Source organism: Macellibacteroides sp., from assembly GCF_050251695.1.
In the GTDB taxonomy this organism is placed as follows: Bacteria; Bacteroidota; Bacteroidia; order Bacteroidales; family Tannerellaceae; genus Macellibacteroides; species Macellibacteroides fermentans.
The window spans coordinates 34,043-50,962 of record NZ_JBFWMI010000013.1 but is presented as its reverse complement, the minus strand read 5'-3'; the positions used below and the strand labels follow the sequence as shown (position 1 = coordinate 50,962).

Here is a 16,920-nt window from a genome sequence, read left to right as displayed (position 1 = left end):
GCCGACTGGCATACATAAGCCCAACCGCTCCAGATCAAATATATCGCGATTTACTTCCAGACAAGTGGACTAAACTCTAATAACAGATTACTAAATCTTACAAGACGGTATCGCGGAGACGCTTACATTCCATCTGTCATCTGTCATTCCTTACGGCCTTCGTCAAAGAGGTTGAATAGTTCTTTTTTCCCTTAAAGGATTAGCTCTTTTCATTACAATCATTAGGGCATGACTTAAAGTATATTCTTCGTCTCTCAGCTGAGTGACCATTGTCCTCCAACTGAGTGATCATTGTCCCTCAGTTGTGTGACAATGGTCCCCCAATTGAAAGACGAAGAAACAATCTATTGAAAAGACCTAAACTATGGCAAGAATCGAACAAAGTATGGATTGAAATTAGTTAATACTAGCTATGATTAGTTGGGCTTGATAAGTTTTAATTTATCCAGCATAAATTAACGAGGTAATTTTTCTTTTTTTATATTCATTTTTGATTATTAATAAATCAAAAGAACATAAAAACTATAAATCTATTCTAACTGATAGAGAAGCGTTTCTCTGATTTTCCTGTTTCTAAACAGATATATAAAAATTATCTTTATATTTGTCACGATGTAAGTCCATCTTATAATGCCTGTGGAGAAGTTATTTAGTAATATATATAAGGAGTATTATAGTAAAGCCTTTCGTTTTGCTAATTTGTATGTTCGGAATGATATGGTTGCCGAAGATATAGCGGCGGAATCGTTAGTTAAGTTGTGGGAAACAATGAAAAAGGAGTGCGTGGAAAAGCCTTCTTCTTTGCTCTTGACTATATTGAAACGTAAGTCTCTGGATTATCTTCGCTCTCAATCACGTGCCCAACAAGTTTTTGAGGATTTAGAAAATTGGCGCCAGCGAGAACTTTTGATTCGCATTTCTACTTTGGATGCCTGCGATCCTGAATATGTTTTCTCGAATGAAATTCGAAAGATTTTGAGGGATACTTTGAGCCAATTACCAAGTCAAACTCGAAAAGCCTTTGTTTTAAGCCGCTTCGAACATAAATCTGGAAAAGAGATTGCTCAAATTCTAGGAATTAGTGTTAAAGGAGTTGATTATCATATAGCAAAGGCAGTCAGCGCTTTACGGGTTTCTCTGAAAGACTATTTACCCTTTATCCCTTTTTTATTTTCATTTTACTACTAGTGAACTTCCCTTTTTGAACGTCTTATATATAAAAGCCTAAATTTATAGCATGGACGATATTTTACTACAAGCCTATTTTGAAGGAAAAACTACCGATGAACAATCGCGCATGATAACCGAGTGGTTGGATCAGGATGAGGCCAATCTCATTCATTACCAGCGGCTGAGTCGGATATATGAGATCAGCCTTTGGAACGAGGAGTTGCCACAGGAAAGTGTTTCCGGAAAGAAAAAGAGGCTGTGGCCAAAGATTCTGCTCCAGACCATCCAGGTAGCGGCTATTTTTACATTTGGGTTCTTTTTCAGCCAGCTTTTTTTCTTGCAGGAAGAAGATGTAAAGATGCAGATGGTTGAGGTCCCTCCTGGACAGAATTCGCTTGTAACCCTAGCGGATGGTTCCAAAGTTTGGCTTAATGCAGGTAGTACTTTGCATTTTCCGACCCGTTTTTCCAACCGCGAACGACTTGTAACTTTAAACGGAGAAGGATTCTTTGAAGTCCGGGCCAATAAGAAGAAACCTTTTATCGTATCGGCATCGGGGTATAAGGTAAAAGCATTGGGTACCTCCTTCAATGTGTATGCCTATAACCAGTCCCGCGAGTTTGAGACCGCGTTGCTGACCGGAAAGGTTGAAATTGAAACTCCGGGCAGCAAGAACACCCTTACTTTATATCCCAATAACAAAGCTGTTCTCGAGAAAGGTGCGTTGAAAACCTATCCGATTGAAAATAAAGACTATTTCCTCTGGCGCGAAGGGGTAATCTGTTTCAATGAACCCTTGTCTGGGGTATTGAAAAAGTTAGAGCTATACTTCAATGTAACCATCGAAATGAATAATAAGTTCATCCTTCAAAACGAGCAATACTGTGTTGGTAAGTTCCGGACCCGAGACGGATTGGAGCATATCCTGCAAGTTTTGCAGCTTACAAATCATTTTAAGTACCAGAAGGATGATGAAAATAACAAGATAATTATCAATTGAATAAAATATAAAATACTAATAATTGAATGCCTATGAAATAAATACCGAATAAAATAAAAACCGGCAAGCGCGCCAACGCTCACCGGTTGTGGGTTAGAACCCCGAGCTTGGAAATATTATCGAAGTACTAACAAAAAAATCTATATACAAAATTATGAATTATATTTTGTACAGACAAACTATATCTAAAATTAAACATCCTTTTCGTATTATGAAAATCACAGTTGTTGCGTTATTTGCCTCTGTTTTTTCTATTTATGCTACGGAAGCCAGTTCACAAAATGCAAAAGTTTCTATTCATGTAAATCAACGATCCACAAAGGAGGTGATTGCCGAAATTGAAAGGCAGACCGAATATCTGTTTGTATACAACGGCAACGAAGTCGATTTAACCCGACAGATATCGCTGGATGTGAAAAACAAATCCGTATCCGATGTTCTCAGCAGCCTTTTTGCTAATACAAACATCTCGTATAAGTTGGTGGGTAAAAACATCTCGTTAATCGTAAAAAATGACCAAATGCAGCCCGTGTCTCAACAGAGTGGTAAGGTTATCAACGGTGTTGTGGTGGACCAGGCCGGCATGCCCATCATCGGGGCCAACGTGGTCGAAAAGGGAACCACCAACGGTGTGATTTCAGATATTGACGGAAAATACAGCTTGTCGGTATCCGAGGGTGCGATTCTGCAAATCACCTATATCGGCTATGTTCAGCAGGCTGTAAAGGTGGGAAAAGAATCCAACCTGCAAATTGTCCTCAAGGAAGATTCTCAGGCATTAGATGAAGTTGTTGTCGTTGGATATGGTGTTCAAAAAAAACGTGATCTTACTGGAGCCATTTCCTCTGTAAAAATGGATGATGCCCCTGTTAACACCTTTTCAACCATTAGTCATGCTTTGGCAGGAAAGGCTTCGGGTCTTCAAGTAACTCAAAATAGTGCACAAGTAGGTGGAGGGGCTACATTTCGCATACGCGGAGCCGCCTCAACTGGGGCCGGAAACGACCCATTGGTAATTATCGATGGTTTTCCTGTTTCATCAGGTAGTTCATTGAGCTCAGGAACTCGTTATAATGCAGGGTCTACAGATAATTTATTAGCGTCATTAAATCCTAATGATATTGAATCTATTGAAGTATTGAAAGATGCTAGTTCTACAGCCATCTATGGTTCTCGTGCTGGTCACGGAGTTATTATTATCACTACTAAACGCGGGAAACAACAAAAAGCCCAGGTTAGATATTCTGGTAATATTTCTTTACAGAACATGAAAAATGGTTATGAAGTATTGGACGGTGCCGAATATATGCAGCAACGCAACCGTTATAATTATGAAAACTATTTAAAAAGAAATGGGTTAGATATTTATAAGGATTATGTTACGCTCGAATCCGGACATGTTACTCCCAATTATGTGCCTGTTTACAGTGATGCTGAGATCGCTAATGCAAAAACAACCGATTGGTTTGATGCTGTAACTCGTACAGGAATGTTACAGACACATAATATCTCTATTAATGGAGGAACTGAAAGCAACCAATACATGACTTCATTAAATTATACCGGACAAAAAGGTGTTGTTGATACTAATAACATGGATCGGTTTACAGGTAAAGTTAATATGGACCAGATTCTTTCCCGGTTTATAAAAGTTGGCTTCTCGTTGAATGTTGCCAGAAATTCTTTCGATAATGTACCAATTGGTGATGGAGAATTTGAGAATGCCGGTGTAATTTCTGCTGCAGCAACCTTTAATCCCACATTGCCCATTTTCGATGTGAATGGAAATTACACGGTTAATCCAGACTTTACGCAATTACCTAATCCCGTGTCTTTGTTGGAAATTACTGATAAAACGACCAAAGACCGTCTGCTGGCTTCAGCTTATGTCCAAGCAGAGCCTGTAAAAGGGTTGATCATTAAAGCTAATTTTGGTGTAGACCGGCAAAATGAGAAACGCAAAGTATATTTACCCAAGACTACCATGTACGGGGCAGCGGTAAACGGACAGGCCAGCATACGGCAATACGACCGCAATGATTACTTGATGGATCTTACGGCTACTTATTCAAGAGAGTTTGGAAATCACAGTTTAACCGCCTTGTTAGGGTACTCTTACCAGCAATTTAATTATGAGGATGTTTCAGCCGAAAACAAAGACTTCCTCATCGATTCGTTTTTATTCAACAACTTGGGCGCCGGCAACTATACGAAACCCTCAGTGGGCTCTTCGGCTTATAAGTCTGCCTTGGGATCCTATTTTAGCCGTATCAACTACTCTTATCTAGGTCGCTATTTAATGACACTGACTCTTCGTGCGGATGGCGCTTCTAACTTCGATCCGGACAACCGCTGGGGATATTTTCCCTCTGTTTCAACAGGATGGCGCTTTAGTGACGAGGGTTTTATGCAGCCATTCAGCAAATACATGTCGAATGGTAAACTGCGGGTTAGCTATGGACAGACCGGTAACTCGAATGTGGGCAACCGTACAATGGATTTGTTTGGATCGGGTTACAACAATGTTTTTGGCAACAGTGCTTATACCGGCGTGTATGCTTCGCAGTTGGGCAACCCCTTGTTGACGTGGGAAACGACCAGTGAATTTAATGTCGGATTAGATTTAGGTTTTTTCAACAATCGAATCTCTACCACTTTTGAATATTTTAACCGCACCATTTCCGATTTGTTGGTGACAGGTAAGTCATTGCCCTCATACAACGAGATAACTTCGATTGCGGCAAATATTGGAAAGACCCAGAGCCAGGGATTTGAATTTTCTTTGAATACGGTGAATGTGAGCAGTCGGGAATGGAGCTGGAGTACCGATGTTACCCTTTCGCTGTATCGTGACCGCTGGAAGGAACGGGATGTAAATTGGAAGCCAGCCGCTTACCAGCGCGTTGACGATCCTATTAGGTCTATTTTTACCTATGTGTCCGATGGTCTGTTGCAGGCAGGCGAAAAAGCTCCATTACATCAGGCAGCTCTGTTGCCGGGACAGGTCAAGTTGGTAGATCGTAACAATGATGGATCGCTTAATGAACAAGATATGGTTCGAATAGGGACTCAAGATCCCGCATTTCTTTTTGGTTTTAACAATACATTGCGATATAAAAATATTGACTTGAATATATATTTTTATGGTGAAGCTGATAAACTAAAAGGACCTAGTTATTATGACTCATGGGCGAATAAAGGATATCAAATTAATCAAAGTCAAAATGTTTCTACTGGATACATGCTTACTTGGTCTCACGAAAATCAAGGAGGTAGATACCCTAACATTCTTGGATCTAATGATTATGGTGTTGGCGATTATATGCATAAGAAGATTTCATATATCCGTTGCCGTAATATTACATTGGGATATACAGTTCCTTTATCTAAAAAGATATTGAATAGCATTCGTGTTTATGTAGATGTTAACAATCCGTTTGTTATTACCAATTGGAGCGGATTAGATCCAGAAACGGAAGGACACCAGTATTCATATCCAAATGTAACCTCCTTTAGCTTTGGGGTAGACGTAGCATTTTAAATTAATTAGAATATGAGAAGTTTCAAATATTATATAATAGGGGGCGTAATGGCAGCCCTGGTTGGATTCAACGGTTGTGCACTGGAATCTGAAGTGTACGATTCAATTAATGCGGGTATATTCCCCACCACGGAGAGTGATGCCGAGGCCTTGGTTACTGCAAATGCATACGGAATTTTTCAGAATAACGGATATTCCGGCATGTTCAATGTGGCCAGAGGCGTCTTGGTGGTATCTGATTTGATGAGCGATTACGGCGAATGTACTTGGCGCGGATGGGAACCAATGCTTTACAACCGTTGGCGGGTAGGCAACGGTTATAACGACCGCCATTGGGACTGGGCCAAGTTTATGGGAAGGATAACAATGGCCATTGACCGTATTGAGAATATGGATCTGGACGAAAATGTTAAAAACAAATACTTGGCTGAGTTGCACTGCGCTCGTGGATGGCTGGCCTTTTGCATGTACGATTTGTACGGCCCCATCCCCATCGCAGATGTTGAAACCTTGAAGAAGCCGTTGGAAGAGAAGATCCTTCCTCGCTTGTCTGAAGAGGAAATGCAGAATTTTATCGTTAATGAGTTAGAGAAAGCAGCACCGGTACTGCCCTATAGCTATAAGAAGGGTGATCCCAATTACGGTAGATTCACTAAAGGACTGTGTCACATGGTGTTATTGAAGTTCTACATGCAGACCAAGCAATGGGCAAAAGCGGAAGCAATGGGGCGTGAACTTACCAAGCCGGAATACGGCTACGAGTTGGTTGCCAACTATGCAGATATTTTTACCCTTGCTAACGAAAAGAACGCAGAGACGATTTGGGCTGTCAACTGTTTGCGGGGTACTCAGGAGCACAAATGGCATCCCCACGTCCTGCCAAACGACTATCCCACAGTACCGGCTGGCGTCGTGAAGTGGAACGGCTTTAAAATCTCTTGGGATTTCTTCCATACCTTTGAGGAAGGAGACAAACGTTTGGAAACAATTATTAGTGCCTATACGGGTACGGGAGGCAAAGAACACAGCGAAACGATTGACCGCCAAACCAATGGATTGTTGTTTTATGGTGCCGTTCCTTTCAAATATGAAATCGACAAAGGAACTACCGGCGAAGACAGCGAAATCGATTACATCATTTACCGTTATGCTGATGCCCTTACCCTGCTCTCGGAGGCTATTGTCCGTAAGGGAAATACCGTAACCCAGGAAGCTGTGGATTTGCTGAACCGGGTTCGTACCCGGGCGGGTTTGCCAGCTTACGAAATGACTGATTTTTCGAATACACGCGATTTTCTTGATAAGTTGTTGCTGGAACGTGGGCATGAACTTTATTATGAAGGGTGCCGCCGTCAGGACCTGATCCGAGACGGATCTTATGTGGATGCCATCAAAAAGAAATGTGCCATCGCCGGACAAACTACCTTGGTTAACGAAAACTATCAGCGAATCCCCTTACCCCAATATGTAATTGATGAGGGAAAAGGAGAGATTGTTCAGAATCCTGGATATTAATTTTAGAGAAAAAGACTTATCTGTTGAACAGCGATTCTTCAGATAAGTCTTTAGTTTTTATGAACAATCAATATCAATTAAATGAAGATTTAGCAAATGAATAAATATATCTTTTTATTAGTTTTTGTGTGTGTATATCTTCAGTCTGGCTGTTCATCAGTCGCCAGAAAGTTCGTTGTTGCTTACGAACCAGACACTATTTCTATTTTGCGTAATCCTGCAATGGGTTGGGTAATGTATGAAGAAGGTTGGTCCTTTGACCCAATGCATCGAAAATGGTATGATCCAGTAAAGTTTTGGCAGGAGATGGATGAGGTTCAGGCTCATCAATATGCCAATATACTCTATATTCGTGTTTTATGGAATATGTTGGAGCCAGAAGAAGGTAAGTATGCATGGAAATACGATGAAGAATACAAGGCATACATTCAAAAAGCAAAAGATCGTGGATTGAAGCTGGCTTTCCGTGTATTCTTTGACAACGGAGTCCCTGATTTTGTTTATCAATCAGGAGCTAGTTCTACGTTGGATCCTCCTTTGAATAGAGAAAAAGATAAAATGCCCTATTTTGATGATCCAGTATTCTTAGACAAGCTGTCGAACTTCATTGAAGCCTTTGCCAAAGAATATGATGATCCGGATGTGGTAGACTTTGTAGATGCCTACGGATTAGGGCGCTGGGGAGAAGGACATGGGGTAACCTTAAAAGATAAGGAGAAGCTGCCCTTTGTGATAGAAAAAGTAACCAGCACCTATGCCCGCTGTTTTAAACGGGTTTTGACTGTGATGAACCTTTCGTATACCGATTGGAACTATACCAAACCGTTGGTGTTCGACCGGTTGGGTTTCTTACCCCGCAGGGATGGGATCGGCAGTTTTTGGTTTGGCGATAAAGATAGGACCCACCTCAATGAGTTGTTCCCTCAAAAGGCACACATCGGCGAGGGGTGTTACTGGTTTGCCTTTCCCCATAAAGATACAACGGTTTACGATGAATTCAAGAGTGATAAGCGGTTTAAAATGAACTCTTTCTATGAAGCCTTCACGGTCGCTGTAGACGATGCTTTGGAAACCCATTCAAATACCTTGGACTTGCGGGTTCCCTTTCAATGCAAATATTGGATTGAACAGTTGCCCCATCAGGTACAGCGATTTATCACCCACGGAGGGTACAGGCTCTACCCTCAATCCATCGAAATGGAAAGGCAGGGCAACACCCTTAGCATCTGGCATACATGGCTCAACTTGGGCGTAGGGGTTTTACCTAACCGGCATCCCAATTGGAACCAAAAATATAAGGTCTGTTTTGCGTTGCTTAACCCTTCCACTCATGTCGTGGAATACAGTCATGTTGATCCCAACGCAGAACCTGCAGACTGGTTGGCAGGAAAGGCTTACGGATATACCACCCACCTGAGCCTACCCAAAGAAATAAAAAAAGGAGCATATCTATTTTGTGTGGCGATAGTAGATACAACCAAAGGGGCAGTGCCTGGAATCGTGCTTTCTTTACCATCTGTAAAATTAATAAATGATTGGACTTACATAAGTGAAGTGAAAATATGAATCGAGTAATTTTTATCTCTCTATTTCTTCTTATTCGGACAGTGATGGCATTTGCCCAACCTGTAGGTTATAAATCTACCATCACACCCCTTCCCGGTGAAAAATGGTGGGGAGGGATGGTTGCATTAGGCTCCAAAATGCCTTTCCCCAGCGATATGCGGTTGTTTAATCTGTCCTCCGAAAACCTGAACAATCAGAATGTGCCATTACTAGTTTCTTCCCGGGGTAGATACCTGTGGAGTAAAAAGCCTTTTTCGTTTGAAATGAAGGCTAACGAGTTGTGGATTTATTCCGTCTACGAGACTCTGGAGCCCATGCAGGCCGGAAACACCCTGAAAGAGGCCTACCTAGCGGCTAGTTCCGCCCACTTCCCGCCGTCGGGCGATTTGCCGGACTCCTTGTTTTTCTCCTTGCCTCAATACAACACTTGGATCGAATTAATGTATAACCAGAATCAGAAAGATATCGAAGCGTATGCCCAGAACATCTTACAGAATAAGTTCCCAACCGGAGTATTCATGATAGACGACAACTGGCAGAAATACTATGGAAACTTCGAGTTCAAGCCAGAACGTTTCCCTGATCCCAAGGGGATGGTGGCTCGTCTTCATCAACAGGGATTTAAAATCATGTTGTGGGTCTGTCCCTTTGTGAGTCCAGACAGCCCTGAGTTCAGGGATTTGCAGCAAAAAGGCTACCTTGTTAAACGGAAAGGTACCGATCGGGCGGCCATTATTCCCTGGTGGAACGGCTACAGCGCATCTTATGATCTCAGCAATCCAAAGGCCGTAGAGCATCTAAAACAGCAACTACGAATCATGCAAAAGGAGTACGGTATAGATGGCTTTAAGTTTGATGCCGGCGATATCGATCATTACACTAGTCTGGATCTCGAATTTTATGATAAATCGGCCACATCCGTCGACATGTGCAATTATTGGGCCCAAATAGGTCTGGATTTCCCCTTCAACGAGTACCGCGCCGGCTGGAAGATGGGAGGAGAGGCTCTGGTACAGCGTCTGGGTGATAAGGATTATTCTTGGGATGCGTTCCGTTTATTGGTTCCCGAAATGATCGCTGCCGGTTTAATGGGGTATGCCTATGCCTGTCCCGATTTGATTGGGGGAGGTCAGTTCAGCTCTTTTTTGAACATTGATCAATCCCAGATGGATCAGGAATTAATCGTTCGTTCTTGCCAGCTCCACGCCTTAATGCCGATGATGCAGTTCTCGGTGGCTCCATGGCGCATCTTGGACGAAAAGCATTTACAGATCTGTTTGGACTATGCGCGTTTGCACAGGCAGATGGGGCCTTATATTGTATCGGAAGCACGCTCTTCTGCAAAAACCGGCGAACCCATCGTCCGTCATATGGAGTATGCTTTTCCTCATAAGGGATTTGCAGATTGCAAGGACCAGTTTATGCTGGGTGACAAATACCTGGTGGCTCCCATGGTGGAAAAGGGTACGGTTCGGAAGGTCTCCCTGCCGAACGGACTCTGGAAAGACGACACTGGAAAGTTGTTTAAAGGACCCAAAACGATAGAGGTCGTGGCTCCTTTGGAAAGATTACCTTATTTTGAATTGATTCGTAAATAGAAATAAAATATTTATTTTAATGAAAAAGAATCTATTTACTTTGAGCTGTGCTAGTAGCGTATTTTTAACGTTCATTAATCTTCATGCACAAGAGAAGCCCCGAAATGTTTTGTTCATTCTTGTAGATGATTATGGTTGGAACGATACTTCAATTGGCGGCAGTCGATTTTATGAAACCCCTAACATAGATCGTTTGGCACGTCAAGGTGTCATGTTTTCACAGGGTTATTCAGCATGTCAGGTATCCAGTCCATCTCGTGCCAGTATTCTAACTGGAAAATCACCAGTTCGACATGGTATAACTGACTGGATTGGTGCCTCATGGGGAAATTCTTGGAGGGCTGGTGGACGACATTCCAAACTGCTACCGCCTTCTTACTCTATGGTTATGGCTCAAAAAGAGCAGACCTTACCCGAAACCTTGAAGAAACACGGCTATATCACTTTTATAGCTGGTAAATGGCATTTAGGTGGTATAGGTTCTATGCCAGAAGATCACGGTTTTGACATTAACAAGGGTGGTTACGAAGCCGGAAGTCCGGCCGGAGGTTACTTTTCACCTTATGATAATCCTTCATTACCAGATGGACCTAAGGGAGAAAACTTGTCACTTAGATTGGCAAATGAAACAGCACAGTTTATTGAAAAACAGAATCGAAATAATATATCACAGCCCTTCTTCGCATACCTTTCTTTCTACGCTGTACATGAACCCATTCAGACAACTCAAGAAAATTGGACTTATTTTCGTAATAAGGCTGACTCTTTGGGAATAGCATCCGAAGGATTCAAGATAGACCGCACTTTGCCTGTTAGACAGTATCAGGATAATCCTGTCTATGCCGGGTTGATTAAGCAAATGGATGATGCTGTAGGTGTAGTCCTAGATAAATTGGAAGAACTTGGATTAATCGAAAATACATTAATTATCCTTACAGGAGACAATGGGGGAGTATCTTCTGGGGATTGTTTCTCCACATCCTGTTTACCGCTGCGTGGAGGGAAAGGGCGTCAGTGGGAGGGAGGCTTGCGTGTTCCGTTTATTATTATGAATCCAAATTCTCCGCTTAATGGTACTACAATTGATGTCCCCGTAATTGGCATGGACTTTTATCCCACAATTCTTGAGTATGCTGGACTGCCGTTGTTGCCACATCAACATATTGATGGTAAAAGCCTTATCCCTCTATTGAAAGGAGATAAGCTTGTCCAACGTATATTATATTGGCATTACCCACATTATGGAAATCAGGGAGGTGAACCTTCATCAATTATCCGTGATGGAGATTGGAAACTAATTTACTACTACGAAGACGAACGAACCGAATTGTATAATTTAAGAATTGATCAATCGGAATCAGAACCCCTCAATGCTCAATACCCTGAAAAGGTTATTAAACTAAGTCAAAAACTTAAAAAAATGTTATCTGTTTCTGGAGCTAAGTATCCCGTTGCTGACCCTCTATACGATCCCATCAAAGAAGCTGAATATAAAAGAAGAAATCAATCTGACCTTTTATTTCGTCTTGAAGAGGAGCGAAAACAACAGCTATCTCCACTCTTTTTCCCAAATAAAGAATGGTGGGGTAGTAATGTTGAAGATTAGAGGACACTACGATGTTTGTTCTTTTGTAAAAAAAGTAGTTTAGTTTCGGTGAAGAGTAAGAGTAATTATTTGAATAAATACGAATTCACTGGATCTAATCTACTTTCTAAAATTTAAGAGTCAGCCTTAACCTTTTTGTTTATTTTATTGTAAAAAATATAATTAACTCCAATTAATCATTGAGTCTTCTTACTCATGAAATTACAATAAGATGATCTATTAAATCTAATTTTTCCCTTTAATAATATTTTATGTTCACCGTTTTCAACAATATGTAATTCAAGAATATTATAGATGCGTTGATGTATGGTTACTATTTATTTACATCTTTAAATGTTAAAGAAATATAAAGAGCCGGTTTCGACTACGTACTTTTAAGGAGTGGATTGTATATAGGTATGTATGGAAAGAAATAACAACATAGAACGTATCATAGTCCGGTATCTCCAGAATAACATTACTGAAGATGAGATGAGGTTGCTGATGTCCTGGCTCAACGAAGACCCGGCCAACAAAGAGATGTTTTTTCAGATAAAGAAGGTTCATGACCTGAATACTACAGATACTTATCCAACGACAGAATACATAAACGAAAGCTGGGAGAGGATTGCACATAAAATTAGCAACGTATCCGAAAGTGCAGGTGAAGCAGAACGCGATTCAGTCGGTAGCCGTAAACGATGGTTGCTATCCATAGGGAAGTACGCTGCTGTTGTGATATTGTGTATCGGACTTACGTTGGGTGTCCAGGCATTTCTTGAATCCTATAAACCGGTTGTTTATACAGCCATTGATACCGAATCCGGACCGCGGATGAGTCACATCACATTGCCAGATGGAACAAGGGTTATGTTAAATGCCTCGTCAAAGTTTAATTATTCCACTAAATACGGTACATCCCTTCGTGAAGTATACCTGGACGGCGAAGCTTTCTTTGATGTGGTTAAAAACCCGAAGGTCCCTTTTGTAGTTAAAACATCGAAACAGCGTATAGAGGTATTAGGTACCACATTCAATGTGCTGGATTATGCTTCGGACGATTATGCCATAACGACCCTGGTTAGTGGAAGTGTGAAGATGCAGGCTATCGATAAGGATGGCAACTATAAGGAAATGCATTACCTGAAACCCAATCAGCAGGCTTTTGTAGATAAAAACACCGATAAAATAATACTATCTTCTGTAAAAATCGACCTGAGTAAAACATGGGTCAACAAGATATATCATTTTAACAACGAGCCTCTTGCCCTTATTCTACAACGCCTGGAAAAGATTTACGGGGTTAATATTGCCATTGAAAATGCGAAGATAAAAGATGTGAGGTATACAGGAACCTTCGAACTGAATTTGCCAATTGACCAGGTCATCGATATAATTAATTACGACAAACAGTTTTCATGTGTTATTAACGACGATAAAATTACCATTCAATAATTAAAGCCTATGAAACAACCGCCGGAAATAAAGTGATAATTAGGATGTATCCTAATACAAAGGAGTGAAGTTAAATAGTCGAATACCTGTTTCTCTTATTCTTTAATGAATGAATAAGAGGCATTGTTAACCTATTAAAAATAATTTTATGCAAAAATCAGTAAGTAAGATCTGCCGGCAATACAGTAACCGTCTAACAGTTGCAGGCATTGCGCTAGTTTTTTTGTTCTTGGGAATAAGCAAGGGGATGGCAGCCGATTCAATAGAAAGCAAAAGCATTTCCCTTTCTATCCAAAATGGTACTATTCAGACTTTTGTGTCTGAAATCGAGAAGCAGACGGATTATATGTTTCTTTATAAGAATGAAGATATAGATAATTCAATCAAGGTGAATGTTAAGGCCGAAAATAAACCGGCTATCGAGGTATTAAATGAGGTAATTGCCAAAACAAATCTGGTATATAAGATAAACGGAAAGCATATTGTGCTTACCAGAAAAGGAAGTGCAGATGTAAAAGACATTGTAATCACCGGTAAGATTGTGGATAACAAAGGCGAAGCAATCATCGGTGCCAATGTTTTGATAAAAGGAACATCCAGTGGTGTGGTATCCGATATGGACGGTAATTTTTCCATTAAGGCTCCTAATGAGCAATCTGTATTGATCTTCTCGTATGTTGGATATGTTAATCAAGAGATTCAGATTGGTACACGTCGTACTTTTAGCATCACTTTACAGGAGTCGTCTTTAGAGATTGACGAGCTTGTGGTAACGGCCTTAGGTATGAAGCGTTCCGAAAAAGCTCTGGGATATGCAACCCAGAAGGTTAGTGGAGGAGAATTTGAAAAGGTAAAAGGTGCCAACGTCGCAACGAGTCTTACAGGACGTATTTCCGGTTTAACCGTATACAACTCTACTGAATTTTTGGAAAGTCCTACGCTGAAACTTCGTGGCGAGAATCCTATATTAGTATTGGACGGTGTTCCCACAAACATGTCACTGGGCGAAATAAACTCGGACGATATTTTGAGTATTGATGTCTTGAAGGGGGCAACGGCTTCGGCTTTGTATGGATCGAGAGGAGGAAGCGGAGCCATTATGGTTACTACCAAAAAGGGTGGAAAAGAGGGCTTCTCTGTTACGGTTAATACCAGTAACATGTTTAACGTAGGTACACTTGCCATGCCCGAGGTTCAGACTGCATACAGTGCCGGGTACAACGGAAAATACAATACCGACGATGAGGTTTGGGGAGACAAGCTCGATATCGGACGTATCTATCCGCAGTGGGATCCGATAGCCAAAGAAATGCGTGAATCCGAACTTACCTCCAAAGGGCGTAATAATTTCAAGAATTTCCTCGAATTCAGTATGATCAGCAATACGAATGTGAGCGTAACTCAAACAGGAAAAAATGGAAGTGTAAGATCGTCGTTTTCTTACGTACACAACAAAGGGCAGTATCCGAATGCCAAATCTCAGCAATTCAAGTATAGCATCGGCGGCGAGATGAAACTGGGTGATAAGGTTTCGGTAGAAGGTACTTTGGCATTCAATAAGATGATATCTCCTAATACGGCAGGAACAGGTTATGGAAACCAGGGTTACATTTATAACCTTCTGGTCTGGACTGGCCCCGAATACGATGTAACTCAGTATAAGGACTATTGGATTACTCCCGACGAAAAGCAGAACTGGCATTATGAAGGCTGGTACGATAACCCCTATTTAATGGCTTACGAAAAGCGAAACACGATTGATAACAACACCACCAATGGTATGTTGTCTCTCAATTATCAGATCACTCCTTGGTTAAAGGCCTTGGTGCGTAGTGGTATGGATGTAAGCAATGACCAGACGCAACGCCGGGCTCCTCTCGGAATTAATTCGACCCGCAACTGGGGTGGTACAGATAAAGGATACTATATGGAAAAGAATGCATATGCATTTAGTATGAACAATGACTTCATCTTGTCGGCCGAAAAGAGTCTGGATAAATTTACCTTCGAAGGTTTGTTGGGAGGATCAATTTACTATTACAAAACAAATTCGCTGGAAGCTTCTACAAAGAACGGATTATCTATTCCCGGATTCTATTCGTTAAAAGCCTCGGTTGAGAGTCCCAATATTGATGTTTATACCAGCAAGAAACAGGTGAACAGTCTTTTCGGAAAGCTGACTGTAGGTTACAGAAACGCATTCTTCCTCGACCTTACCGGACGAAACGACTGGTCTTCTACATTGCCAACCGATGATAATTCCTATTTCTATCCCTCGGTAGGAGCCAGCGTACTTATGTCGGAAATAATGCCTTTACCAGATTGGATGAACTTCTGGAAATTGAGAGGTTCGTGGACCGTTTCGAAAAACGACCTGGATATTTATGCCATCAATACAGCCTATGCTGTTGATAACGCTGTATGGAATGGGATGAACTCCGCTTACTATCCAACTACCCTGCGTGGAAGTGTGAAACCTATCACAAACCGTACCTACGAAATTGGTACCACATTTAATCTGCTTAAGAATAACCGGGTGAAAGCCGACTTCAGCTATTATAAAAAGCTGACTTACAACAATACGGTTCAGGTTAATATTTCGGCTCTTTCTGGTTTTAAAACCTTGTTGATAAACAACGACGAAGAGTACGAAAGAAGAGGTTTCGAAGTCGTTCTGGATTTTGTACCGGTTATGAACAAAGATTTTAAATGGAACTCAATTGTTAACTGGTCAACTTCCCGGCGGTACTACGCCAAGCTTGATGAGCAGTACAGTGCCGACAAGCTATGGGTGTACAAAGGTGCCCGTCTGGATGCTTACGAAAGTTACGATTTTCAGCGTGACCCCCAAGGTAACATGATCCTGTTTAACGGTGTTCCCAAATTAAGTGATTATAAATCGAAAATAGGTTATGCCGATCCGGATTGGGTATGGGGATGGACCAATGCATTTAAATACAAGAATGTAGTACTGTCAATCAGTATTGACGGACGTGTAGGCGGACTTTCATCTTCCGAAACCAACCGAAGAATGTGGCAGACGGGAGCTCACCCGGATACCGATAATAAATGGCGGTACGAAGAGGTGGTTAACAACAATAAGACATTCGTAGCAGACGGTGTTACCGTAACTTCAGGATCAGTTACCTACGATGCATACGGAAGGATTGTATCAGACTACAGAGTATTTGAAAAGAATACGAAGGTGGTATCGTACGAAACGTATATTAAGGATTACTGGAGAAAAGGCCCGCAACTTATTTTTGATGAGACATTCATCAAACTCCGCGAACTTTCGTTAAGTTATGACATTCCTAAAAAGCTTTCTTCCAAACTGGGCTTGTCCTCTTCTTCAGTTTCTTTGGTTGGACAAAACCTTTTGTTGTGGACAAAGGAGTATAAATATGCCGATCCGGACAAAGCTTCTGATGACTTGTCATCTCCCTCGGTCCGCTATGTAGGTTTTAACTTAAAACTTGAATTCTAATTT

At 41.3% G+C, this 16,920-nt stretch carries 9 protein-coding genes; all 9 read left to right on the top strand.

Annotated features, from left to right (window positions below; translation table 11 throughout):
• Window positions 1-630 precede the first annotated feature (630 nt).
• Entirely contained in the window at window positions 631-1,188 is a 558-nt protein-coding gene (locus tag AB7E53_RS03685; RefSeq protein ID WP_446774230.1) for an RNA polymerase sigma-70 factor, read from the top strand.
• Window positions 1,189-1,237: 49 nt separating this feature from the next.
• Complete coding sequence (locus AB7E53_RS03680; RefSeq protein WP_446774228.1) at window positions 1,238-2,170, top strand: FecR family protein; 933 nt, start codon at window positions 1,238-1,240, stop codon at window positions 2,168-2,170.
• 211 nt (window positions 2,171-2,381) lie between these two features.
• The gene (locus AB7E53_RS03675) at window positions 2,382-5,711 is read left to right on the top strand and encodes a TonB-dependent receptor (RefSeq protein WP_446774226.1); all 3,330 of its coding nucleotides are present in this window, start codon (window positions 2,382-2,384) and stop codon (window positions 5,709-5,711) included.
• Between the two features lie 12 nt (window positions 5,712-5,723).
• Window positions 5,724-7,226, top strand: a complete 1,503-nt coding sequence (locus AB7E53_RS03670) for a RagB/SusD family nutrient uptake outer membrane protein (RefSeq protein WP_446774224.1) — start codon at window positions 5,724-5,726, stop codon at window positions 7,224-7,226.
• A 96-nt stretch (window positions 7,227-7,322) separates the two neighbouring features.
• Entirely contained in the window at window positions 7,323-8,792 is a 1,470-nt protein-coding gene (locus tag AB7E53_RS03665; RefSeq protein ID WP_446774222.1) for a hypothetical protein, read from the top strand.
• Window positions 8,789-10,390 carry a glycoside hydrolase family 31 protein gene (locus AB7E53_RS03660; RefSeq protein ID WP_446774220.1) on the top strand — a complete coding sequence of 534 codons (1,602 nt, stop codon included), beginning with the start codon at window positions 8,789-8,791 and terminating at the stop codon, window positions 10,388-10,390. Before AB7E53_RS03665 ends, AB7E53_RS03660 begins: the two co-directional genes overlap by 4 nt.
• Window positions 10,391-10,409: 19 nt before the next feature.
• Entirely contained in the window at window positions 10,410-11,996 is a 1,587-nt protein-coding gene (locus tag AB7E53_RS03655) for a sulfatase (RefSeq protein WP_446774218.1), read from the top strand.
• Window positions 11,997-12,398: 402 nt separating this feature from the next.
• A complete protein-coding gene (locus AB7E53_RS03650; protein WP_446774216.1) occupies window positions 12,399-13,430 on the top strand; it encodes a FecR family protein in 1,032 nt (343 codons plus the stop codon).
• Window positions 13,431-13,578: 148 nt separating this feature from the next.
• Complete coding sequence (locus AB7E53_RS03645) at window positions 13,579-16,917, top strand: SusC/RagA family TonB-linked outer membrane protein (RefSeq protein WP_446774214.1); 3,339 nt, start codon at window positions 13,579-13,581, stop codon at window positions 16,915-16,917.
• Window positions 16,918-16,920 lie beyond the last annotated feature (3 nt).